22 protein-coding genes and 2 pseudogenes are annotated in these 23,298 nt (G+C 59.5%); 9 read left to right on the top strand and 15 right to left on the bottom strand.

All coding sequences use genetic code 11. The annotated features are described in order from the left end of the window. Positions 1-16: 16 nt before the first annotated feature. The 3 genes from rpoZ to ACA051_RS28995 form a co-directional block, all read right to left on the bottom strand. Positions 17-280, bottom strand: a complete 264-nt coding sequence (gene rpoZ / locus ACA051_RS29005; RefSeq protein ID WP_007894670.1) for a DNA-directed RNA polymerase subunit omega — start codon at positions 278-280, stop codon at positions 17-19. 167 nt (positions 281-447) lie between these two features. Then, on the bottom strand, positions 448-1,068 hold the full coding sequence (gene gmk / locus ACA051_RS29000; protein WP_497372849.1) for a guanylate kinase: 621 nt from the start codon (positions 1,066-1,068) through the stop codon (positions 448-450). 12 nt (positions 1,069-1,080) lie between these two features. Continuing rightward, on the bottom strand, positions 1,081-1,944 hold the full coding sequence (locus tag ACA051_RS28995; protein ID WP_497306414.1) for a YicC/YloC family endoribonuclease: 864 nt from the start codon (positions 1,942-1,944) through the stop codon (positions 1,081-1,083). Positions 1,945-2,224: 280 nt separating this feature from the next. On the opposite strand from ACA051_RS28995, the gene rph reads away from it, so the two are divergent. Beyond that, positions 2,225-2,947 (top strand): ribonuclease PH, encoded by a 723-nt coding sequence (rph, locus tag ACA051_RS28990; RefSeq protein WP_010465211.1) that lies wholly within the window; start codon positions 2,225-2,227, stop codon positions 2,945-2,947. A 27-nt stretch (positions 2,948-2,974) separates the two neighbouring features. Beyond that, the gene (locus tag ACA051_RS28985; RefSeq protein WP_094469980.1) at positions 2,975-3,343 is read left to right on the top strand and encodes a DUF4870 domain-containing protein; all 369 of its coding nucleotides are present in this window, start codon (positions 2,975-2,977) and stop codon (positions 3,341-3,343) included. A 145-nt stretch (positions 3,344-3,488) separates the two neighbouring features. Here the strand turns inward: ACA051_RS28985 and ACA051_RS28980 are convergent. Together ACA051_RS28980 and crc are read right to left on the bottom strand one after the other, a co-directional pair. Further along, positions 3,489-4,714, bottom strand: a protein-coding gene (locus ACA051_RS28980; RefSeq protein WP_497303223.1) for an IS3 family transposase whose coding sequence is annotated in 2 segments (ribosomal slippage) — positions 3,489-4,363 and positions 4,363-4,714 — 1,227 coding nt in all. Because the reading frame shifts where the segments join, the coding sequence is not laid out codon by codon here. Positions 4,715-4,823: 109 nt separating this feature from the next. Beyond that, on the bottom strand, positions 4,824-5,603 hold the full coding sequence (gene crc / locus ACA051_RS28975; RefSeq protein ID WP_007934608.1) for a catabolite repression control protein Crc: 780 nt from the start codon (positions 5,601-5,603) through the stop codon (positions 4,824-4,826). A gap of 82 nt (positions 5,604-5,685) precedes the next feature. Between crc and pyrE the strand changes: the two genes are divergently transcribed. After that, positions 5,686-6,330, top strand: coding sequence for an orotate phosphoribosyltransferase (gene pyrE / locus ACA051_RS28970; protein ID WP_497306412.1), 645 nt, complete (start codon positions 5,686-5,688; stop codon positions 6,328-6,330). Between the two features lie 56 nt (positions 6,331-6,386). Here pyrE and ACA051_RS28965 read toward each other — a convergent pair whose 3' ends face one another. The 5 genes and pseudogenes from ACA051_RS28965 to coaBC form a co-directional block, all read right to left on the bottom strand. Then, positions 6,387-6,590, bottom strand: a complete 204-nt coding sequence (locus ACA051_RS28965; protein ID WP_219094640.1) for a zinc ribbon-containing protein — start codon at positions 6,588-6,590, stop codon at positions 6,387-6,389. A gap of 189 nt (positions 6,591-6,779) precedes the next feature. Continuing rightward, positions 6,780-7,685 carry an acetylglutamate kinase gene (argB, locus tag ACA051_RS28960; protein ID WP_008007602.1) on the bottom strand — a complete coding sequence of 302 codons (906 nt, stop codon included), beginning with the start codon at positions 7,683-7,685 and terminating at the stop codon, positions 6,780-6,782. 25 nt (positions 7,686-7,710) lie between these two features. Beyond that, positions 7,711-9,084: pseudogene (locus ACA051_RS28955) on the bottom strand (phosphomannomutase/phosphoglucomutase); the annotation flags it as partial. 352 nt (positions 9,085-9,436) lie between these two features. Next, positions 9,437-9,892 carry a dUTP diphosphatase gene (dut, locus tag ACA051_RS28950; RefSeq protein WP_497306410.1) on the bottom strand — a complete coding sequence of 152 codons (456 nt, stop codon included), beginning with the start codon at positions 9,890-9,892 and terminating at the stop codon, positions 9,437-9,439. A gap of 5 nt (positions 9,893-9,897) precedes the next feature. Beyond that, on the bottom strand, positions 9,898-11,106 hold the full coding sequence (coaBC, locus tag ACA051_RS28945; RefSeq protein ID WP_497310679.1) for a bifunctional phosphopantothenoylcysteine decarboxylase/phosphopantothenate--cysteine ligase CoaBC: 1,209 nt from the start codon (positions 11,104-11,106) through the stop codon (positions 9,898-9,900). A 136-nt stretch (positions 11,107-11,242) separates the two neighbouring features. Between coaBC and radC the strand changes: the two genes are divergently transcribed. Next, positions 11,243-11,917: a RadC family protein gene (gene radC, locus ACA051_RS28940; RefSeq protein ID WP_497306408.1), complete on the top strand. Its 675-nt coding sequence runs from the start codon at positions 11,243-11,245 to the stop codon at positions 11,915-11,917. A gap of 123 nt (positions 11,918-12,040) precedes the next feature. On the opposite strand, the gene ACA051_RS28935 is transcribed toward radC, so the two are convergent. Beyond that, entirely contained in the window at positions 12,041-13,627 is a 1,587-nt protein-coding gene (locus ACA051_RS28935; RefSeq protein ID WP_497372847.1) for an ABC transporter substrate-binding protein, read from the bottom strand. 445 nt (positions 13,628-14,072) lie between these two features. On the opposite strand from ACA051_RS28935, the gene rpmB reads away from it, so the two are divergent. Next, positions 14,073-14,306, top strand: a complete 234-nt coding sequence (gene rpmB / locus ACA051_RS28930; RefSeq protein ID WP_007894701.1) for a 50S ribosomal protein L28 — start codon at positions 14,073-14,075, stop codon at positions 14,304-14,306. A gap of 11 nt (positions 14,307-14,317) precedes the next feature. Continuing rightward, positions 14,318-14,473 (top strand): 50S ribosomal protein L33, encoded by a 156-nt coding sequence (gene rpmG, locus ACA051_RS28925; protein WP_007894709.1) that lies wholly within the window; start codon positions 14,318-14,320, stop codon positions 14,471-14,473. A 132-nt stretch (positions 14,474-14,605) separates the two neighbouring features. Here rpmG and ACA051_RS28920 read toward each other — a convergent pair whose 3' ends face one another. Continuing rightward, positions 14,606-14,968: a cupin domain-containing protein gene (locus ACA051_RS28920; protein WP_109626712.1), complete on the bottom strand. Its 363-nt coding sequence runs from the start codon at positions 14,966-14,968 to the stop codon at positions 14,606-14,608. 238 nt (positions 14,969-15,206) lie between these two features. Between ACA051_RS28920 and ACA051_RS28915 the strand changes: the two genes are divergently transcribed. Together ACA051_RS28915 and ACA051_RS28910 are read left to right on the top strand one after the other, a co-directional pair. Further along, positions 15,207-16,700, top strand: coding sequence for an aldehyde dehydrogenase (locus ACA051_RS28915; protein WP_497306404.1), 1,494 nt, complete (start codon positions 15,207-15,209; stop codon positions 16,698-16,700). A 257-nt stretch (positions 16,701-16,957) separates the two neighbouring features. Beyond that, positions 16,958-18,103 (top strand): MFS transporter, encoded by a 1,146-nt coding sequence (locus ACA051_RS28910; RefSeq protein WP_497306402.1) that lies wholly within the window; start codon positions 16,958-16,960, stop codon positions 18,101-18,103. Between the two features lie 167 nt (positions 18,104-18,270). Here ACA051_RS28910 and ACA051_RS28905 read toward each other — a convergent pair whose 3' ends face one another. Together ACA051_RS28905 and ACA051_RS28900 are read right to left on the bottom strand one after the other, a co-directional pair. Further along, positions 18,271-19,839, bottom strand: a complete 1,569-nt coding sequence (locus tag ACA051_RS28905; RefSeq protein WP_497372845.1) for a phospholipase D family protein — start codon at positions 19,837-19,839, stop codon at positions 18,271-18,273. Positions 19,840-19,927: 88 nt separating this feature from the next. Further along, positions 19,928-21,334: pseudogene (locus ACA051_RS28900) on the bottom strand (aminotransferase-like domain-containing protein); the annotation flags it as partial. Between the two features lie 179 nt (positions 21,335-21,513). Here ACA051_RS28900 and ACA051_RS28895 point away from each other — a divergent pair. Then, positions 21,514-21,759, top strand: a complete 246-nt coding sequence (locus ACA051_RS28895) for a DUF1127 domain-containing protein (RefSeq protein ID WP_497306397.1) — start codon at positions 21,514-21,516, stop codon at positions 21,757-21,759. Positions 21,760-21,896: 137 nt separating this feature from the next. Here the strand turns inward: ACA051_RS28895 and ACA051_RS28890 are convergent, their stop codons facing one another. Next, on the bottom strand, positions 21,897-23,189 hold the full coding sequence (locus ACA051_RS28890; RefSeq protein ID WP_497306395.1) for an NAD(P)/FAD-dependent oxidoreductase: 1,293 nt from the start codon (positions 23,187-23,189) through the stop codon (positions 21,897-21,899). Positions 23,190-23,298 lie beyond the last annotated feature (109 nt).

Genomic DNA, 23,298 nt, shown 5'->3' with positions numbered 1-23,298 from the left:
TCGACCAGGCATAGGCTTAGACGGCCTCGTTGGACTCGTCCTCGAACGCTGCGAACAGCGGTTCGTCTTCGACGATTTCAGCATTGGCGATGAACTCGTAGCTCATCAGGCCTTCGGCGATTTCACGCAAGGCTACAACGGTAGGCTTGTCGTTTTCCCACTGTACCAGTGGCTCTTTGCCGCCGGTGGCCAGTTGACGGGCACGCTTGGTGGACAGCATGACCAGTTCAAAACGGTTTTCCACGTGGTTCAGGCAGTCTTCAACGGTTACGCGGGCCATGGTATTCCTCGGAGCGAATGCAATATGCGCGCTGCCCGGGTGGGCGAGCGGACTGAACAGTTTAAAAAATCACCAGCGATTAGGGAAGCGCTGATTTTTTGACCAAGCCCTTCAACGCGCTGCAAGTGCCAATGTAAAGCCCTTGCAGCGGTTTTGGGAAGCGCTGTTTAGCCGAGCAATTCAGCCAAAAGTTTTCCGTTACGCTGCTGCTGACGCTTCTGATGCAGCTGATTGGCACGGAAAATCGCCTGCAAATCCTTCAGCGCATGGGCGAAATCGTCATTGATGATCAGGTAGTCGTAGTCGACGTAGTGGCTCATTTCGCTGACGGCTTCGCGCATCCGGCCTTCAATGACCTCGTCACTGTCCTGGCCGCGATTGTTCAGGCGCTGATGCAAGGCTTGCAGCGACGGCGGCAGAATGAAGATCGAGCGGGCCTGGGGCATCAACTTGCGCACTTGCTCGGCACCCTGCCAGTCGATTTCCAGAATCAGGTCGTGGCCTTCATCCAGGGTCTGCTGCAGGTGGCTTTGCGAAGTGCCGTAAAGGTTGCCGAACACTTCGGCGCGCTCAAGGAAATCCCCGTGCTCGATCATCTTCACGAACTCGCCGCGTTCGACGAAGTGATAGTTCAAGCCGTTCACTTCACCGGGGCGCATGGCGCGGGTGGTGTGGGAGACCGAGACGCGGATCTCCTGATCCGCGTCGGTCAGGGCCTTGACCAGGCTGCTCTTGCCCGCGCCCGAAGGGGCGGAAATGATGTACAGGGTGCCGGTGCTGTGGGTCATGTCGGGTTTGCCTTACTCAATATTCTGCACTTGTTCGCGCATCTGCTCGATCAACACTTTGAGGTTGACCGCCGCCTGGGTGCTGCGCGGATCGAAGGCTTTGGAGCCCAGTGTATTGGCTTCGCGGTTGAGTTCCTGCATCAGGAAGTCCAGGCGCCGACCGGCAGCGCCGCCGGACTTGAGCACCCGGCGAACTTCAATGATGTGAGTGCTCAGGCGATCCAGTTCTTCGGCGACGTCGCTCTTTTGCGCGAGCATGACCATTTCCTGTTCCAGGCGCTGTGGGTCCATCTCGGCTTTCATGTCGGCAAAGCGGTCGAGGACTTTCTGGCGCTGGGTGGCGAGCATCTGCGGTACCAATTCACGCAGTGTCACGACGTCTTCTTCAATGGAGGTCAGGCGATCGTTGATCAACCGGGCCAGCTCCGCCCCTTCACGCTCGCGGCCGGCCTTGAGTTCTTTCAAACCTTCGTTGAACAGCGTCAGTGCTTCGGCATTCAAGGCTTGCGGGTCAGTGGCGTCGCCCACCAGCACGCCGTGCCAGGCAAGCACTTCCAGCGGGTTGAGTGCGGCCGGATTTTTGATCAGGCTGGCGATGGTTTCGGCGGCAGCGACCAATTGCGCAGCGCGTTCGCGATCCACTTGCAGGGGTTTGTCAGTGTTTTCTTCGGTGAAGCGCAGGGTGCATTCGAGCTTGCCCCGGGATATCCCCTGGCGCAGCGCTTCGCGGACCGCACCTTCGAGGTCGCGAAACGACTCCGGCAGGCGCAGGTGGGGTTCCAGGTAGCGGCTGTTGACCGAGCGCAATTCCCAGCTCAGGGTGCCTTGGGCGCCAGCTTTTTCAACGCGGGCGAAGGCGGTCATGCTGTGCACCATGGAGGTACCTCGCAATTCAGGTTTGCGTTACCAAAGGTTTCGCGAGACCCGATATCTGTGAATTAAAGCCGACAGGCAGCAAAGGCGCAGGATTGTAGCGCAGTGGGGCGGATGCGCCCAAACACACGGTGTGACAAAGGGCTGCAGGCCGTCGGTAAAGCGCTGTTCTACGCTCTAGTCAGCGCCTTCAATCGTCGGACGGATTTTTTAGAAGTGCCCACTCCTGGCGCGCGGCTCTATAATGCTCGGCAGTTTTCCGTCCTCCGTACAGGTATTCCCTATGAAACGTCCAAGTGGTCGCGCTGCCGATCAGCTCCGCTCGATCCGCATTACCCGCAACTACACCAAACACGCCGAGGGATCTGTACTGGTCGAGTTCGGTGATACCAAAGTCATCTGCACCGTCAGCGTCGAGAACGGCGTGCCGCGTTTCCTTAAGGGGCAGGGCCAAGGCTGGTTGACCGCCGAATACGGCATGCTGCCGCGCGCCACCGGCGAGCGTAACCAGCGTGAAGCGAGCCGTGGCAAGCAAGGCGGCCGCACCCTGGAAATCCAGCGTCTGATCGGTCGTTCCCTGCGTGCTTCGCTGGACATGTCCAAGCTGGGCGACGTCACCCTGTACGTCGACTGCGACGTGATCCAGGCTGACGGTGGCACCCGCACCGCGTCCATCACCGGCGCCATGGTTGCGCTGGTCGATGCCTTGAAAGTGATCAAGAAGCGCGGCGGCCTGAAAGGCGGCGACCCGCTCAAGCAAATGATCGCTGCCGTTTCGGTGGGCATGTACCAGGGCGAGCCTGTGCTCGACCTCGATTACCTGGAAGACTCGGCTGCCGAGACTGACCTGAACGTGGTGATGACCAGCACCGGCGGCTTCATCGAAGTCCAGGGCACTGCCGAAGGCGCGCCGTTCCAGCCGGAAGAGCTGAACGCTATGCTTGAACTGGCGAAGAAAGGCATGACCGAGATCTTCGAACTGCAAAAGGCCGCACTGGCCGACTGATCGAATGTTCCACGCAAGGAGGACACCATGAGTGACGAGCAGCAACTACTTCCCATCCCGAGCAAAGAAGTTCGGCAGTGGGCCATGTTTTGTCACTTGTCCGCCTTGCTGGGGATCTGGATTCCGTTCGGTACGTTGATCGGCCCGCTGATTCTCTGGCAGATGAAGCGCGAGATGGACCCGTTTGTCGATGCCCAGGGCAAGGAGGCGCTGAACTTTCAGATCACCGTCGCCATTGCCTCTGCCATCTGCTTCTTGCTGATGGTGGTGATCGTCGGGTTCTTTCTGTTGGGTCTGGTGGCGATTGGTGCGTTAGTGCTGACGATCATCGGTGGCGTGAAAGCCAACGAAGGGGTGCCGTATCGGTATCCGTTCACCTGGCGGTTGATCAAGTAGTCACCGCTGTCCTGTAGGAGCGAGGCTTGCCCGCGAATTGAGGCGCATCGGTCTGTCAGGAAAAACGCGTTTTCGTTCTTCGCGGGCAAGCCTCGCTCCTACAGGAATGAGGTGTGTCTAGTCCTGAAATAGGTTTACACCTGTTTCACCCCAACGCCCGATGCACCGCATCGGGCGTTTTGTATTTTAAGGACAGGTGCGGGCGTTCCTGGTTGTAGATCAGGATCGCTTCTCGCACCATTTGCTCCGCTTGCGCCAAGTCTGTCGGCCGGTGGAGTAATAGTTCTGTTTTCAAGATGCCGTTGACCCGCTCTGCCAAGGCGTTTTGGTAGCAGTCGTAGCCATCCGTCATCGAACACGTGATGCCATGCTTGGCGTGGAGCTTTTGATACAGCGCCGAGCAGTACTGGACTCCTCGATCCGAGTGATGGACCAGTTTCTGACGTGTTCGACGTGTCTTTAACGCCATGCGTAAGGCTTGGGCCACCGAGTCGGCATGCAGGCTGCCATGCACGTGATAACCGACAATTTTTCTTGAGAAGGCATCTGTGACCAGGCTCAGGTAGACCGGATCGTCACGCTGGGTGGACAGGTAAGTAATATCGGCCACCCAGACCTGTTCCGGACCGGTTGCAACGACTTGCTGCGGGCCTGGCTTTAGCAGATTGGGATGGCAGCGAAAGTGATGATGGCTGTCGGTCGTCTTGTGATACGCCCGTTTCCTGCGAACCAACTGCCGGTGCTCGCGCAGCACTTCAAACAAGCGATCCCGGCCAACATGCAACTCAGGTTTCTCATGCTCCGCGTGCATCAATGACTGGAGCTTGCGTGCGCCAATGCAGGGTTGGCGCACTCGGATTGCCTGCACAAACTTGATGAGTTTCTGATCTTGATCGACTCGCGCCCGATAGACGCGATCACGCTTGTAAAAGGCTTGGCGACTGATCCCCATAAACTGGCAAGCCCTGCTGACACTCAGGGTTTGGGTTTGCGCAACGACTTGCCGGGCCGCTTTTTTACAATGGATACGCCGTAGTCATTCTTCAGGACATCAACCACATCTTCAAAGAATTTGGCTTTCTGATTTGCTAGTGCCAGTTGCTCCTCAAGCTCTTTGATTCTCTGCTCGGGGGTCAAAGGCAAAGTTGGCTCGTCCATCGGTCGAGTCCTCTGCGTACGAATGGAGGCGCCTTGGCTCCAATCTTGTCGACCATGCTTGCGTAACCAGACCAACACCGTCGACCGACCTTGAATCCCATAACGCCGCTGAGCCTCTTTATAACTCAACTCGCCTTTTTCTACTTGGTCGACAACCGACAATTTAAAAGTCAGCGTGTAATCGCGCTGACTACGTTTTGCGCCCGTATCCATTGCACCTTCCTGATAAAAAGCCAGAAGGTGTAAACCTTATTCAGGACGAGACAGTGCACACAAAAAAGCCGACAGCGATGTCGGCTTTTTTGCATCTGCGAAACGACGCTTATATGGTCAGCGTCCAGTCGTAGTCCACGATCAGTGGTGCGTGTTGCGAGAACCGTGGCTGGCGTGGCAGGCGTGCGCTGCGAACAAAGCGGCGCAGGCCAGGGGTCAGCAACTGGTAGTCGAAACGCCAACCGAGGTTGAGCATTTCCGCCTGTTCGTTGTCCGGCCACCAGCTGTACTGGTCGCCTTCACGGCTGACTTCACGCAGGGCATCAACATAGCCCATGTTGCCGACAATCTCGTCCATCCAGGCACGTTCAGGTGCCAGGAAGCCCGGGGATTGCTGGCTGTCGCGCCAGTTCTTGATATCTAGCTTCTGTTGCGCCACGTACAGCGAGCCACAATAAATGTACTCGCGACGTTTGCGTCGCTGTTTATCCAGATAACGGGCGAAGTCGTCCATTAGCTTGAACTTCTGGTTCAAGTCTTCATCGCCGTTCTGCCCCGAAGGGAGCAGCAAGGTCGCGATGCTGACCTTGTCGAAATCGGCTTGCAGGTAGCGCCCGTAGCGGTCGGCCGTCTCGAAGCCGAGACCGCTGATGACTGCCTTCGGTTGCAACCGCGAATACAAAGCCACGCCACCCTGGGCGGGAACTTCGGCTTCGCAGGCATAAAGGAAGTAGCCATCCAGTTGGAAGGCTGGATCGTCCAGTTCAAAGGCGGAGGCGCGGGTGTCCTGCAGGCAGATGACGTCGGCATTCTGTGCTTGCAGCCAACTGAGCAAACCTCGCTCCACTGCAGCCTGAATACCATTGACGTTCACACTGATGATCCGCATAAATGGCCCCAAAAATCGCGTGCGTGTATGATACACGGCGTCAACCTAATTAGCTAAATCCGTGGTATTTGGGGTTTTTTTCATGCAAGCGTATCAGCGCGATTTCATTCGTTTTGCCATCGATCGCGGCGTTTTGCGCTTCGGCGAGTTCACCCTGAAGTCCGGACGCACCAGTCCTTACTTCTTTAATGCCGGCCTTTTCAACTCGGGTTCGGCCCTTGCGCAGCTGGGTCGTTTCTACGCGGCAGCCATCGTCGAGAGCGGCATTTCGTTCGATGTATTGTTTGGTCCGGCGTACAAAGGCATCCCTTTGGCGGCGACCACCGCAGTGGCCCTGGCCGAACATCACGAACGTGATCTGCCATGGTGCTTCAACCGCAAGGAAGCCAAGGCTCACGGCGAAGGCGGCAGTCTGGTTGGCGCGCCGTTGACCGGCGATGTGCTGATCATCGACGACGTGATCACCGCCGGCACCGCGATCCGCGAAGTGATGCAGATCATCGCTTCCCAGGACGGTGCCAAGGCCAAGGGCGTACTGATCGCCCTGAACCGTCAAGAGCGTGGCAACGGCGAGTTGTCGGCGATCCAGGAAGTGGAGCGTGATTTCGGCATTCCGGTGATCAGTATTGTGTCGCTGAACCAAGTGCTCGAATTCCTGGCTGACGATCCGCAGCTCAAGCAGCATTTGCCAGCCGTTGAAGCCTATAGGGCTAAGTTCGGCGTCTAAAGAAAAGGCCCTGTGAGAACAGGGCCTTTTTTTATCGGGAAAAGAAACGGCTGTGCTTATCTGTTTGGATACGGATCTTTCACCGCGTCGCCCTGGCCGGTCAGAACTTTCCAGCCATTAAGCAGGTGCACCGATTTCTGGCGCTGAGGGCACGGCGGAATCGAGGTTTTGGCCTGATTCGAATACCGATGTCCGCAGTCCACGCATTCAAAGGTGCCTGCTGAAACGTCGCTGCCATATGGAACGTAATCTTTTTGCATGAGGTCATTCTCCTGTGGATACAGGGAAGATCCTAGGCGGATTGTTTTCTACGCGATGTCGGACGTTTCGCTGAGTCAGGTCGGATATTTCCGGCGCTCATAAAAAAGATCGCAGACTTCGTCAGTTCTTACAGAATATTCGTACTTCCGTATTGCCGGCGAAGGCTGCGATCTTTTGCCGTGCTTGAATCAGTGACGCTTGCGATTGCTGATCAACGTACCCACACCGGTATCGGTGAAGATTTCCAGCAGAATCGCATTCGGCACCCGACCATCAATGATCAACGAGCTGCCGACGCCGCCCTGAACCGCTTCCAGCGCGCAACGGATCTTCGGCAGCATGCCGCCGTAGATGGTGCCGTCGGCGATCAGGTCGTCGACTTGCTGGGTGGTCAGGCCGGTGAGGACGGTGCCCGACTTGTCCATCAGGCCGGCGATGTTGGTCAGCAGCATCAGCTTTTCAGCTTTCAGCGCTTCGGCGACTTTGCCGGCCACCAGGTCAGCGTTGATGTTGTACGACTCGCCGTTGGCGCCGACGCCGATGGGCGCGATCACCGGGATGAAATCACCTTTGACCAGCAGGTTCAGCAGGTCGGTGTTGATCCCGACCACTTCGCCGACCTGGCCAATGTCGATGATTTCCGGTTGGGTCATCTCCGGCGTCTGGCGGGTCACGGTGAGCTTCTTCGCACGAATCAGCTCGGCGTCTTTCCCGGTCAGGCCGATGGCGCTGCCGCCATGACGGTTGATCAGGTTGACGATGTCCTTGTTCACCTGGCCGCCGAGGACCATTTCCACCACGTCCATGGTTTGCGCGTCAGTCACGCGCATGCCATCGATGAAGTGGCTCTCGATCGACAGACGCTTGAGCAAGTCGCCGATTTGCGGGCCGCCGCCGTGAACCACCACCGGGTTGATGCCGACCGCTTTCATCAGCACGATGTCGCGTGCGAAGCCGGTTTTCAGCTCCTCGCTTTCCATCGCGTTGCCGCCGTATTTGATCACCAGCGTCTTGCCGACATAGCGGCGAATGTAAGGCAGCGCTTCGGACAGGACCTTGGCGGTGTTGGCGGCGGCTTCGCGTTCGAGGGTCATTCAGGGCTCCGGGTGCTTCAGAAGATCAAAACGGTAATTGGAGATCAGGTGCAACACGCTTCAACTGGACTTTGAAAACGTCCTTGATGCGTTGCAATTCAGCCTCGTCATCGGCCTCGAAGCGCAGCACCAGCACCGGCGTGGTGTTGGACGCGCGCACCAGGCCCCAGCCTTTGGCGTAGTCGACTCGCACGCCGTCGATGGTGGTCAGGTCGGCGCCTTCGCCCCACTTCGCGTCGTGCAATGCATCAATGATGCTGAATTTGCTCTCTTCGGTCACATGGATATTGATTTCCGGCGTAGAAATATCGTTCGGGAAGGTCGCAAACAGCTCTTCCGCGGTGGATTTTTCCTTGCTGAGGATCTCCAGCAGACGCGCAGCGCTGTAAATGCCGTCGTCAAAACCGAACCAGCGCTCCTTGAAGAAGATGTGCCCGCTCATTTCGCCGGCCAACAGCGCGCCGGTTTGTTTCATTTTCTTTTTGATCAACGAGTGACCGGTCTTCCACATTAGCGGACGGCCGCCGTATTCCTTGATCAGCGGTGTCAGGCGGCGGGTGCATTTCACGTCGAAGATGATCTCCGCGTCCGCGTTGCGCGCCAGTACATCGCGGGCGAACAGCATCAGCAGGCGGTCCGGGTAGACGATGCTGCCGGTGTTGGTGACTACGCCAACGCGGTCGCCGTCGCCGTCGAAAGCCAGGCCGAGGTCGGCGTTGGTTTCCTTGACCTTGGCGATCAGGTCCACCAGGTTTTCAGGCTTGCCCGGGTCCGGGTGGTGGTTCGGGAAGTTGCCGTCGACGTCGCAGAACAGCGGGATGACTTCGCAGTTCAACGCTTCGATCAATTGCGGGGCGATCACGCCGGCCGCGCCGTTGCCGCAGTCGACCACGACTTTCAGGCGACGAGCCAGTTTGATGTCCTGGACGATTTCGGTGTTGTAGCGGTCGAGGATCTCGACCTGGGTGACGCTGCCCTTGCCACTGCTCAGGTTGTTGGTCTTGAGGCGGTCGTGCAGGGCCTGGATCTGTTCGTTGGCCAAGGTATCGCCAGCGATGACGATCTTGAAGCCGTTGTAGTTCGATGGGTTGTGGCTGCCGGTGAGCATGACGCCGGATTTGCCTGCCAGTACGTTGGCGGCGTAGTACAGCGCCGGGGTTGGCACCAGGCCGACGTCGCTGACGTGGCAGCCGCTATCGGCCAGGCCCTTGATCAATTGTTCGACCAGTTCAGGGCCGGAGAGGCGGCCGTCGCGGCCAACGGAAACGTTCGGTTCGTCCTGGGCCAGGCTTTGGGCACCGATGGCGCGGCCGAGCCAGTAAGCGGTCTCAGCGTTCAGGAATTCCGGGACGGTGCCGCGAATGTCGTAGGCGCGGAAGATGCTGTCGGGGAACTTGGGTACGACTTGGGCTGGGGTGCTCATCTGTAGGAATGCTCCATCTCGAAAGTGACTGGACAGGCCTGCGAAGAACTCTTCGACCGGCTCAAACTGAAGGGTAAGACGGCGTTTTCTACAGAGAGTTCGTGGTGCGAAAAGGCCATGACACCGGTTTCACTGAGCATCTGGACGGCCAATGCCTTGATTTCCAGTGTTAAACCTTGCAGATGACGACTGTGCAATTTCTGCTTTGAAATCCACCTGTGGCGAGGGAGCTTGCTCCCGCTTGAGTGCGTAGCGCTCACAGAATCCTGGGGCCGCTTCGCAGCCCAGCGCGAGCAAGCTCGCTCGCCACAAGGAGGCATCTATCGGATCAGTGGCTGCCGGAATGCCCGAAACCACCCGCACCGCGTTCGGTTTCAACGAACTCTTCGACCATCTCGAAGTGCGCTTGAACCACCGGCACCAGCACCAGTTGAGCCAGGCGCTCACCGACCACTATGTTGAAGTCAGTCTGGCCGCGGTTCCAGCACGAAACCATCAGCGGACCCTGGTAATCCGAGTCAATCAAACCGACCAGATTGCCCAGCACGATACCGTGCTTATGCCCCAGGCCAGAGCGCGGCAGAATCAGCGCGGCCAAACCTGGATCGCCAATGTAAACGGACAGGCCGGTCGGGATCAGCAGGGTTTCGCCCGGCTTGATGACGGTGTCTTTTTCCAGCATGGCGCGCAGGTCGAGGCCGGCGGAGCCAGGCGTGGCGTACTGCGGCAACGGGAATTCGGTACCGATGCGGGGGTCGAGGATCTTGGCTTGCAAAGCGTGCATGTAAATTAAACCTGGTTCAGACGTTCGGCGATAAAAGTGATCAGCTGGCGAGCAATTTTGCTCTTGCTGGTCTGGGCGAAAAGTGTGGCGTGTAGCTCGCGATCGATCACGCTGCAGGCGTTTTCTTCGCTGTTGAAGCCAATGCTCGGGTTGGCGACGTCGTTGGCGACGATCAAATCGAGATTCTTGTCTTTCAGCTTGCGGGCAGCGTAGTCGAGCAGGTGTTCGGTTTCGGCGGCGAACCCGACACTGAACGGACGGTCGGGGCGAGTGGCGATGGTGGCCAGGATGTCTGGATTACGCACCATTTGTAGCAACAAGCCGTCGCCGTTCGTAGGGTCTTTCTTGAGTTTCTGTGGGGCGACGACTTCCGGGCGGTAGTCCGCGACCGCTGCCGAGGCGATAAACAGATCGCAAGGGATCGCGGCCTCGCAGGCCGCGAGCATGTCGCGAGCGCTGACCACGTCGATGCGGGTGACGCGATCCGGGGTCGGCAGGTGCACCGGGCCGGTGATCAGCGTGACGCGGGCGCCAGCTTCCACCGCGGCTTCGGCCAGGGCAAAGCCCATTTTCCCGGAGCTGTGGTTGGTGATGTAGCGCACCGGGTCGATGTTTTCCTGGGTCGGGCCGGCGGTGATCAGCACGTGTTTGCCGGTCAATGCGTGGCGCTTGAAGCAGTCCGCCGCGCATTGGGCGAGCTCGACGGCTTCGAGCATGCGGCCCAGGCCGACGTCACCGCAGGCCTGGCTGCCGGAGGCCGGGCCGAAGGCTTTGATGTCGCGGCTTTCGAGGATTTGCAGGTTGGCCTGGGTCGCCGGGTCGCGCCACATGGCCTGGTTCATCGCCGGCGCAACGGCGACCACGGCATCGGTGGCCAGCACCAGCGTGGTCAGCAGATCGTCAGCAATGCCTTGGGCCAGGCGGGCGATCAGGTCCGCCGTAGCGGGGGCGATCAGCACCATGTCGGCCCATTTGGCTAGCTCGATGTGGCCCATGGCAGCTTCGGCCGCCGGGTCCAGCAGGTCAAGATTAACCGGGTGGCCGGACAGGGCCTGCATGGTCAACGGCGTGATGAACTCGCTGCCGCCACGGGTCATGACCACGCGCACTTCGGCACCCTGGTCGATCAGGCGGCGAACCAGGTCGGCGCTCTTGTAGGCAGCAATACCGCCGCCGACGCCCAGAACGATGCGTTTCCGATACAGCCGCTGCATAGGTCTGCCTTTCATTTCGTTGATGACTGCGTGGCGATACCCCCTCCCCAGGAGTGAAATCGCCCGCAAAAAAGATGGGCTACGATATCACAGCGACCGCTATGGAACAGCGGCGCCCAAAGACCAAGGAGGTGGTATGAGTATTCGCGATTGGCCGGCGGCCGAGCGGCCGCGGGAGAGGTTACTTGAGTTGGGTTCGGCGAGTCTTTCAGACGCCGAGTTACTGGCCATCTTTCTACGAACCGGCGTATCCGGCAAAAGCGCGGTAGATCTGGCGCGACACCTGTTGAATCAGTTTGGCAGCTTGCGCACGTTGCTTGAGGCCGACCTTCGGACCTTCAGCGGCGAGCTCGGACTTGGGCCGGCAAAGTTTGCGCAGTTGCAGGCGGTGCTGGAAATGGCCCGCCGGCATCTGGCAGAACGGTTGCGGCGGGATTCTGTGATGGAGAGTCCTTTGGCGGTGCGTGACTACCTGAAGTCGATGCTGCGTCACGAGCCGCATGAGGTCTTCGGTTGCCTGTTTCTGGATTCCAAACACCGGGTGCTGGCGTTTGAAGTGCTGTTTCGCGGCTCCATCGACAACACCAGCGTGTACCCGCGACAGGTGGTCAAGCGTGCATTGGCCCACAACGCCGCCGCGTTGATCCTCTGCCATAACCATCCGTCGGGCAATCCGGACCCCAGTCAGGCCGATCGGCTGCTGACTAAGCGCTTGCAAGAGGCGCTCGAACTGGTTGATGTGCGGGTGCTCGACCATTTCATCATCGGTGACGGCGATCCGTTGTCGATGGCTGAGTATGGGTGGATGTAACAGGAAATACGCGGACTCTGTAGGAGCCGGCTTGCTGGCGATCCGGGCGACGCGGTGTGGCCGGTTAACCGCGGTGATGCCATCGCCAGCAAGCCGGCTCCTACAGGGTTTTGCGTGAGGCTGTTATTTGAGGATGACCTTGGAGTAGTCCTGACGACCAAACGGGCTGACCGAGTAACCCTCGACGTCTTTACGCGTCAGCGCAAAAGCAGTCGGATGCGCCAGCGGCAGCCACAGCGCCTGTTGCTGGATCTGCGCCTGGGCCTGTTCGTAGAGCTTGGTGCGCACCCCTTGCTCGCCGGTGGTCTTGCCGGCGCTGATCAGCTTGTCCAGGTCCTGGTTGCAGTAACGGGCGAAGTTGGTGCCGGATTTGACTGCGGCGCAGGAAAACTGCGGCGTGAGGAAGTTGTCCGGGTCGCCGTTGTCACCCGCCCAGCCCATGAACAGCAGGTCGTGCTCGCCGGCCTTGGCGCGGCGAATCAACTCGCCCCATTCGATCACGCGGATTTCGGCCTGGATGCCGATTTCCGCGAGGTCGGATTGCAGCATTTGCGCACTGAGGCTCGGATTCGGGTTCAGCAGACTGCCGGAAGGTCGGGTCCAGATGGTGGTCTGGAAACCGTCCTTAAGTCCGGACTTCGCCATGAGTGCCTTGGCCTTTTCGACATCATGCGGATAACCCGGCAGGCCTTTGGCGTAGCTCCAGGTGTTGGGCGGGTACGGGCCGTTGGCGGGCTCGGCGGTGTCTTCGAACACGGCTTTGACGTAGTTGGCCTTGTCGAACGCGAGGTTGATCGCCTGGCGCACTTCAGGTTTGTCCAGCGGTGGATGCTGGCTGTTGATGCCAACGAACGCGGTCATGAAGGCGTCAGTCTTTTCCACTTTCAGGGTCGGTTCTTTCAGCGCGGCCTGTACGTCCAGAGGCTTGGGCGACAGGGCGATCTGGCACTCGTTGCGACGCAGTTTCTGCAATCGCACGTTGGCATCCGGCGTGATAGCGAAGATCAGTGGGTCCACCGACGGCTTGCCACGGAAGTAGTCCTGGTTGGCCTTGTAGCGAATCGAGGCATCTTTCTGGAAACGCGTAAACACAAAAGGGCCGCTGCCGATCGGCTGGCTGTTGAGCTTCTCCGGCGTGCCGGCCTTCAGCAGTTTATCGGCGTATTCGGCGGAATAGATCGAGGCGAAGCCCATGCTCAGGGTCGCCAGGAAAGTCGAGTCCGGGTGATCAAGGGTGAAACGCACGGTCAGCGGGTCCAGTGCGTCGATCTTCTTGATCAGCGCCGGCAACTGCATCGATTGGGCGTGCGGGAAACCGCTCTGGGCAACTTTGTGCCAAGGGTTCGCCGGGTCGAGCATGCGCTCGAAACTGAATTTGACGTCTTCGGCAGTCAATTCGCGGGTCGGGCTGAAGTACTCGGTGCGGTGGAACTTCACCTGTGGGTGCAGTTTGAACACATAGGTCAGGCCGTCGGGCGTGACTTCCCAGCTGTCCGCGAGGCTGGCGACCACTTTGCCGCTGGCGGTATCGAAGTCCACCAGGCGGTTCATCAGCACATCGGCCGAGGCGTTGGTGGTGGTCAGCGAGTTGTATTGCACCACGTCGAACCCTTCCGGACTGGCCTCGGTGCAGACGCTCAGGGCGGCGGCATGGGCCAGCGGGCTCAGCAGGAGCGGGGCGAGCAACAGCGGTAGGGCAGCAAGGCGCATGGTCGGATTCCTTTACAGATCGAAGGCCCATCTGCAAGTGCAGTCTGGAAAAGGCTTACCCTAGTGGGCTCTTTTGCAAATGACTATCCCCTTTTTCATTTTCAGGGGACTATGTGCGCTTGTTTTCGGTGATGCGGGCCGAGGAAAACCCGGAATCGGTCGGTTGGCCGATTCTCTGCGACGAGCGGTCTTCATCGACCACAGCCTTTATCCAAGGCGCCCGGCGCCCGAAAAATGGGGAATTTATCAAGTCCGCGCACACGGAATGTTGTTGCTCTCCAGTCTTTCTGGTATAAAGCAGCGCTCTTTTCTAGGGGCCCGGTTCCTTCACTGTAGGTGTAGCCGGTAAGACCTCTAAAGAAACGCGGCGCCTGGCGCCAAATGACTGAGAGATTAAGCGGCCAACCCATGCCGGGTTGGGCATGTGGTTTTAGAGGGCTGAGGCATGTCGAGAGTATGTCAAGTTACCGGTAAGGGTCCGGTGACTGGGAATAACATTTCCCACGCAAACAACAAAACCCGTCGTCGTTTCCTGCCGAACCTGCAGCATCACCGCTTCTGGGTTGAAGAAGAGAAACGTTTCGTGCGTCTGCGCGTATCTGCCAAAGGCATGCGTATCATCGACAAGCGTGGCATCACTGTCGTGCTGGCCGAAATCCGCAAAGCCGGCAAGATCTAAGGGAGCTAATCATGCGTGAATTGATTCGTTTGATTTCGAGCGCCGGTACTGGTCACTTCTACACTACCGACAAGAACAAGCGTACTACCCCGGACAAAATCGAGATCAAGAAATTTGATCCGGTTGTTCGCAAGCACGTGATCTACAAAGAAGGCAAAATCAAGTAATTGATTTTTCTCTCTTACGAAAAAGGCCCGTATCGCGAGATACGGGCCTTTTTTGTTGCCTGCAGGTTATGGGTTGCCTGTTAGTGCCCTTCGCGGGCAAGTCGAAGAGACCGGCCCAGCTAATACAAATCCTCAGGCCTTCTGTTCAAACGCCACATAGATCTTGCGGCACGTTTCCAGCACTTCCCAAGTGCCGCGGAACCCTGCCGGGATCACGAAGCGATCGCCTGCGCGCAGGGTCTTGCCGTTACCTTCGTTGTCACGCAGCACTGAAACGCCCTGAATGATTTCGCAGTATTCATGCTCGGTGAAGTTCACATGCCACTGGCCAACCGCACCTTCCCAAACCCCCGCGTTCAACTGGCCGCAAGGGCTGTTGTAGTGGTTGTAGACCACTTGCTCGGGATCGCCCTTCAGGATTTTTGCCTGGTCCGGCTTATAGCGCTCGGGCTCGGTAGTGGCGAGGCTGAAGTCGACGACATCCTGGATATTCATTGTTGTAAGTCCCCGTGATTGCGGCGCGATGGCTGGAAAGACCCAAAGTCTATGTTTATTAAAATGAACATCGCAAGGCCGTTTGCCGGCCTTATGTCAAATATATTGAAACTTCACCTGCCGCTGGTTTAGGGTGGCGGTTGCCTTGGGCCGAAAAATCAGGCTGGCTGGGCAGAATTCCTGACAGCGTCCGCGAAGATCGCGGGGCGCTCGTATTCAATAAGAGGAGGACACTCGTATGACCACCCTGACTCGTGCCGATTGGGAGCAACGGGCTCGCGATCTGAAGATCGAAGGCCGCGCCTACATCAATGGCGAATACACCGATGCCGTCTCCAGCGAGACCTTCGAGTGCATCAGCCCGGTCGATGGCCGTCTGCTGGGCAAGATTGCCAGCTGTGACGCCGCCGACGCCCAGCGCGCCGTTGAAAACGCCCGCGCCACCTTCAATTCCGGCGTCTGGTCGCGCCTGGCGCCGACCAAACGCAAAGCCACCATGATCCGTTTCGCCAGCCTGCTGAAGCAGCACGCCGAAGAACTGGCGCTGCTTGAAACCCTGGACATGGGCAAGCCGATCAGCGATTCCCTGTACATCGACGTTCCCGGCGCGGCGCAAGCCCTGAGCTGGAGCGGTGAAGCCATCGACAAGATCTACGACGAAGTCGCCGCCACTCCGCACGATCAGCTGGGTCTGGTGACCCGCGAGCCGGTCGGCGTCGTCGGCGCCATCGTGCCGTGGAACTTCCCGTTAATGATGGCCTGCTGGAAACTCGGCCCGGCGCTGTCCACCGGTAACTCGGTGATCCTCAAACCGTCGGAAAAATCCCCGCTGACCGCCATCCGCATCGCTGCACTGGCCGTCGAAGCCGGCATTCCGAAAGGCGTGCTCAACGTTCTGCCAGGTTACGGTCATACCGTCGGCAAGGCTCTGGCCCTGCACAACGACGTCGACACCCTGGTGTTCACCGGTTCGACCAAGATCGCCAAGCAATTGCTGATCTACTCCGGCGAATCGAACATGAAGCGCGTCTGGCTCGAAGCCGGCGGCAAGAGCCCGAACATCGTGTTCGCCGATGCCCCCGACCTGCAAGCTGCAGCCGAAGCGGCGGCGGGCGCCATCGCCTTCAACCAGGGCGAAGTCTGCACCGCCGGTTCGCGTCTGCTGGTCGAGCGCTCGATCAAAGACACCTTCCTGCCGCTGGTGATCGAAGCGCTGAAAACCTGGAAGCCGGGCAACCCGCTGGACCCGGCGACCAACGTCGGCGCGCTGGTGGATACCCAGCAGATGAACACCGTGCTGTCCTACATCGAATCCGGCCACGCCGACGGCGCCAAACTGGTGGCTGGCGGCAAGCGCACGCTTCAGGAATCCGGCGGCACCTACGTTGAGCCGACGATTTTCGACGGCGTGACCAATGCGATGAAAATCGCTCAGGAAGAAATCTTTGGCCCAGTGTTGTCGGTGATCGCGTTCGACACCGCCGAAGAAGCCATTGCGATTGCCAACGACACGCCTTACGGCCTGGCCGCAGCGGTGTGGACCAAGGACATCTCCAAGGCCCACCTGACCGCCAAGGCTCTGCGCGCCGGTAGCGTGTGGGTCAACCAATACGACGGTGGCGACATGACCGCACCGTTCGGTGGCTTCAAGCAATCGGGCAACGGTCGCGACAAGTCGCTGCACGCGTTCGACAAATACACCGAGCTGAAGGCGACCTGGATCAAGTTGTAAGTCCTTAAAGGGAGCCTTCCAAATCAGGCTCCCGACAAAGACCCTTGTGGGAGCAAGTCTTTGTGGTGAGGGGATTTATCCCCGTTCGGCTGCGAAGCAGTCGCAGAACCAATGCATGCGGTGTATTTGATACTCCGTAATTGCAGGTTTTGGGGTCGCTGCGCGACCCAGCGGGGATAAATCCCCTCGCCACAATGGCTCGCTCCCACATTTTTTTGCGTCGTCTGTGAAAAATAAGATCCACAGGAGCGTGGAACATGCGTTGGGCGACTTATTTCGCCGTGTTGGCGTCTGTCTTGAGTGTCGGTCTGGCTCTGGGTGTCAGCATGCCGCTGGTGTCGTTTCGCCTGGAAGGCTGGGGCTACGGCTCGTTCGCCATCGGTGTAATGGCGGCGATGCCGGCCATTGGCGTGCTGCTGGGGGCGAAGATCTCCAGCCATCTGGCTTCGCGACTTGGCACAGCCAATCTGATGCGTCTGTGCCTGTGGGCTGGAGCGGTGTCCATTGGCTTGCTGGCGCTGCTGCCGAGCTACCCGGTCTGGCTGCTGTTGCGCTTGATGATCGGGGTGATCCTGACCCTGGTCTTCATCCTCGGTGAAAGCTGGATCAACCAACTGGTGGTTGAACAATGGCGCGGACGATTGGTGGCGCTGTACGGCAGCAGCTATGCGCTGAGTCAACTGGCCGGGCCGTTGCTGCTGGGCGTTGTGGGTACCGAACACGATTACGGCTTCTGGGTCGGCGTCGGCTTGCTTATGGCGGCGCCATTATTGTTGTTGGGCCGCAGCGGCGCACCGACCAGCGAAGCCTGCAGCGTCACCTTCAGCGACCTGTGGGGCTTCTGCCGTGGCCTGCCGGCGATTGCCTGGGCGGTGTCGCTGTTCGCGGCGTTTGAAGCAATGATTCTGACCTTGCTGCCGGTGTATTGCCTGCGTCAGGGCTTCACCACGGAAATCGCCTTGGCGATGGTCAGCACCGTGGTGGTGGGTGATGCCTTGCTGCAACTGCCGATCGGCGCGCTGGCGGATCGCTTGTCGCGACGCACCTTGTTCACCGGTTGTGCGGTGGTGTTGCTGATCTCGAGCCTGGCGATCCCTTTGCTCATCGACACGTTGCTGATCTGGCCGTTGTGGGTGCTGTTTGGCGCCAGCGCCGGGGGGTTGTTCACCTTGTCGCTGATCTTGATCGGTGAACGTTATCGTGACGATGCGCTGGTCCGGGCCAACGCACATATTGCGCAGCTGTGGGGTATTGGATGCCTGATCGGACCCTTGGCCGCCGGTGCCGGCAGCCAGTGGGTCAGCGGGCATGCCTTGCCGTTGTTGATGGCGGCGGGAGCGTTCGGGTTGGTGATCTTACTGTCACGCCAAGGCGCGTTCGGTGGAGTTGCCGAACCGGCCTGAAACCCTGCACAAGCGTGTGGCGAGGGAGCTTGCTCCCGCTCGACTGCGCAGCAGTCGCCTATCGGAGCCCTCGTTCAGTCTGAATGAACGGGGGCTTCTGGTTTAGGGCCGCTTCGCGACCCAGCGGGAGCAAGCTCCCTCGCCACATTTGATTGATGGAAGCAACGCTACAACATCCGCTCCAGGCCGACCGCGGTGCTGAACCAGGAATTGAAGCGGCGCCATAGACTCCCTGGCTCCTTGGTCAGCGTGTGCATTTTGCCGTCGTCCTCAGTCACCCAGACGATCCGGTCATTTTCCAGTTTCACCTGATAACTCAAGGGCGGCGCCATACCTTCCATGGCCGCTTTGCGCACATGCGCGGCAAGTTCGGGGCTGTCCACCAGCACGCCGACTTCGGTGTTCCACAGCACCGAGCGTGGGTCGAAGTTGAACGAGCCGATGAAGGATTTCTGCTGGTCGAAGATCATCGCCTTGCTGTGCAGGCTGGAATCGGAACCCCGGAAAGACTTGCTATAGAAAATATGCGGCCCGCTGCCGCCGCCTTCGCCGGGCTGGCGGCGCAATTCGTAAAGTTTCACGCCATGTTCCAGCAGCGCCCTGCGATAAGGCGCGTACCCCCCGTGCACGGCCGGCACGTCTGTGGCTTCCAGCGAGTTGGTCAACAAACTCACCGACACCCCGGCGTCGGCCCGGCCGGTGAGATAGACCAGCCCCGGCTGCCCCGGTACGAAGTAAGCCGAGATCATGATCAGTTCTTTGCTGACGCCCGTAAGCTCCGGCGCCAATTGCGTGGTCAGCAGCAAATGCGGGTCGGGCTCGCCGTCCGACAAGACCTTGCTCGGTGCATCCCACAACGCCTGGTTCCAGGCCCAGATCAGCTCCCGGCGCCAGATGTCCATGCGTGGCTTTGTGGTGTACGTCATCAACTGCTGATACAGCGCATGATTCTGCTTGCGGGACTCTTCCAGCGATTCTTCCAGGCGCGTGCGGGTATTGCGCAGATCCTTTTGCGTCGGTCTGCTCGACAGGAATTCGTCGATCGGCTTGCTCAGCGCGCTGTTCCAGTACTGGTCGAAGCTGTGACCAAGCTGCTCGGCCACCGGCCCGACGCCGAGCATGTCGATGTCGGTGAAATTCAGGTTGGGTTCGGCATCGAAGTATTCGTCTCCCAGGTTGCGGCCGCCGACGATGGCCGCGCTGTTGTCCGCCAGCCACAACTTGTTGTGCATGCGCCGGTGTTGCAGCGACAGGTTAAACAAGCGGCCCATGGTGCGCGTCACGCCCGTGGCACGGCCCAGGTGCAGCGGGTTGAACAGGCGAATCTGGATCTGCGGATGTGCGGCGAGGGTCGCGATGATCCAGTCCAGACCGTCGCTGGTGGTGTCATCGAGCAGGATCCTCACCCGCACGCCGCGGTCTGCTGCCTTGAGCAATTCGTCCACCAGCATCCGCGTACTGATGCCGTCATGCACGATGTAGTACTGCAAGTCGAGGCTGCTTTGGGCGTTGCGGATCAGCTCGGCACGGGCCATGAAGGCTTCGCCGCTGTTGGACAGCAAACGAAAGCCGGACTTGCCCTCATGGGGCGCGGCCTGGGCCTGGATGGAGCGGCCGAACGCCGAATCGCTGGCGGGTAAAGCCTGGCTCGGTTCACGTTGAACGTCGAAGCTGGCGCAGCCGCCCAGGAACGAGGCGAGTAGCAGAAGAGCGAGCAGGGGCTGTCTGACTCTCACGTGGGAACGTTCCGATTGGCGGCAAAGGTCGGCATATGGACGCTGGATTCCTGAGAAAGGTCAGTCGTTGATGGGGGGGCGTTTCTGCCAGCAGTTTTATCGCTGCGGCGCCGACCTTGCGCACGGCCTCTTCGATCAGCGGGGTCGGCTTGGCAGCGTAGTTCATCCGCAGGCAGTTGCGGTATTTGCCCGAGGCGGAAAAGATGCTGCCAACGGCAATCTGTACACCTTGATCATGCAGGGCGCGATTGAGTTTCAGGGTGTCGAAGCCGTCCGGCAGCTCAACCCACAACATGAAGCTGCCCTGAGGGCGACTGGCGCGGGTGCCGGCGGGGAAATAGCGCGTGACCCAGTCGATCATCATGTCGCGATTGCGTTGGTATTGCGTGCGCACCCGCCGCAAGTGCGGTTCGAAATGCCCGGCCTTGAGAAATTCGGCAATCGCAATCTGCGGTTGCGGCGCCGTAGAGCCAGTGCTGATGTATTTCATGTGCAGCACCCGTTCCAGATAGCGTCCCGGCGCGACCCAGCCAATGCGCAGCCCGGGCGCCAGGGTTTTGGAAAAGGAACTGCACAGCAGCACGCGGCCGTCTTCGTCGAAGGATTTGATCGTGCGTGGACGCGGGTAGCTGTAGGAGAGTTCGCCATACACATCGTCTTCGACAATCGCCACGTCGAAACGCTGTGCGAGCGTCAACAACGCGCGTTTGCGCGATTCCGGCATGATGTAGCCCAGCGGGTTGTTGCAGTTGGGCGTCAACTGTATGGCTTTGATCGGCCATTGCTCCAGGGCCAGTTCGAGCGCATCGAGGCTGATCCCGGTGATCGGGTCGGTGGGGATTTCCAGGGCTTTCATGCCCAGGCCCTTGAGGGTCTGCATGGCGCCGTGAAAACTCGGCGAGTCCACCGCCACAATGTCCCCCGGCTCGCAGATGGCGCGAATGCTGGTGGACAGCGCTTCGTGGCAACCGGTGGTCACCACCAGGTCATGGGCGGTCAATTGGCAACCGGAATCGAGCATCAGGCGGGCGATTTGTTCGCGCAGTTCGAGGGTGCCGTAGATGTTGTCGTAATACAGACCGGGCATGTCTTGGCGACGGCTGATGCGCGCCAGGTTGCGCAGCAATGGCTTCATCGTCGGCGTGGTGATGTCCGGCATGCCGCGCCCGAGTTGCACGACGTCCTTGCGAGGAACGGCGCGGATCAATTCCAGCACCTGGTCCCACTGCGAAATATCCACCGGACGCTGGGCCGGACGGCCGATGGCCGGCAGCTCCGGCAATTCGCGACCCACCGGTACGAAGTAGCCGGACTTGGGTTTGGGTGTCGCCAGCCCACTGTCTTCCAGCACGCGATAGGCCTGCTGCACCGTGCTCAGGCTGACCCCATGCTCGACACTCAACGCCCGCACCGAGGGCAGCCGATCACCGGGGCGATAGAAGCCCTGTTCAATACGCGTGCCGAGCAATTCGGCGAGGTTGACGTAGAGGGTCATGGCGCAGTCTCGGTATAGATGATTCGATTGACCAGTACAGATGGGGCGAAATTATAGGATTCAGACGCTAAATCGCTAAATCTGTATGGAGTTAATACTGCATTGTTGAATCTGTAATGCTTTTCGGCGTCCGCGCATCATGAAAGCTCTGGCTACCCAAGTAAACAGGAGCAATCAACATGAACGGCTTGAGCGATGTGCGGCTGACGTTACACAGTCAGGAACTGGTGGCAGGGCAGGAAAACGGTGCACGTGAGGCGGTCATGCGCAATGCACCGTCCGGCCTGAGTCGCTGGGGTCTGTTCTGGCATCGTCTGCACACGCGCAGGGCGTTGCTGGAGCTGACACCGCAGCAGCTCAGGGATGTCGGGTTGAGTCGGGAGCAGGCGCGGAAGGAGGGGCTCAAGCCTTTCTGGCGGGTCTGAGTTTTGCGCTGTTCTTTGCAGGCCTCTTCGCGGGCAAGCCTCGCTCCTACAGAGTTAGCGTTGATCTTCCGACCGACGCATAACCTGTAGGAGCAAGGCTTGCCCGCGAAGGCGTCCGCAAGAACGCTACAACTTCCTCAGACCAACTCTTTGAGCCGATGCCACAACATCCCCAACGCCAGCAACGGCGAGCGCAAATGCTTCCCGCCGGGGAAGGTGATGTGTGGGACGCGAGCAAACAGATCAAACCCGCCCCCCTGCTGCCCGCTGATCGCTTCGGCCAACAGCTTTCCGGCCAAATGCGTGGCATTCACCCCATGCCCGGAATACGCCTGGGCGTAATACACATTCGGCTGGTCCTTGAGCCGGCCGATCTGCGGCAGGCGATTGGCGCCAATGCCGATCATTCCGCCCCATTGATAATCGATCTTCACCCCGCCCAGTTGCGGGAAGACTTCCAGCATCTTCGGCCGCATGTACGCGCCGATGTCCTTCGGATCGCGGCCCGAATAGTGGCAGGCACCGCCAAACAGCAAGCGTCGATCCGCCGAGAGTCGGTAGTAATCCAGGGCCACCCGTTGATCGCAGACCGCCATGTTCTGCGGCAGTAGCGAATGCGCCAACTCTTCACTCAATGGCTCGGTGGCAATGATGTAGCTGCCGGCGGGCAGCACCTTACCGCTGAGCTGCGGGTTGAGTTCGTTGAGGTAGGCGTTGCAGCCCAGCACCAGCGTCTTGGCGCGGACCGAGCCTTGTGCGGTATGGACCTTGACCTCGGGGCCGTAGTCGATGCGAGTCACCGCCGAGTGTTCGAACAGCTTCGCGCCCAGCTGCTGCGCGGCGGCCGCTTCGCCCAGGGCCAGGTTAAGCGGGTGAAGATGGCCCGAACCCATGTCGATCAGGCCGCCGACGTAGCGGTCCGATCCCACAACCGAGTGCATTTCATTGGCTTGCAGCAGCCGGGTTTCGTAGCGGTAGCCAAGGCTGCGCAGCTCTTCGGCGTCCTCGGCGAAACCTTCGAGGTCGCGAGGCTTGTTCGCCAGGTCGCAGTAACCCCAGGTCAGGTCGCAAGGGATCTGAAAACGCTCGACGCGCTGGCGGACGATTTCCACCGCTTCCAGGCCCATGAGTTTCATCTGGCGCACGCCGTCCGCACCGATCACGTCGGTGAACTGATCGAGGCCATGACCGACGCCACGAATCAATTGCCCGCCATTGCGTCCGCTGGCGCCCCAGCCGATCTTGTGCGCTTCGAGCAGGATCACGCTGAGGCCACGTTCGGCCAGCTCAAGCGCCGTGTTCAGCCCGGAAAATCCGCCGCCGACCACGCACACATCCGCCACCAGGTCACCTTGCAGCACCGGATGATCGGGCTGCGGCAGGCTGCTGGCGGCGTAGTAAGAGGCAGTGTGCTGGGCACGGGCATTCATGTGAGCGTCCCTGATTCGTGTGTCTATAAAATGTGACGGAGCATAAGCCGGACTTCCCGGCACGGGCAACACTGGTCGGTTCGTGCTGTCTGGATCGGGGCTTTTGCGT

Source organism: Pseudomonas sp. LBUM1669, from assembly GCF_059695705.1.
Note: the sequence above shows the minus strand (reverse complement) of the source record. Positions and strands in the feature narration are given on the sequence as shown.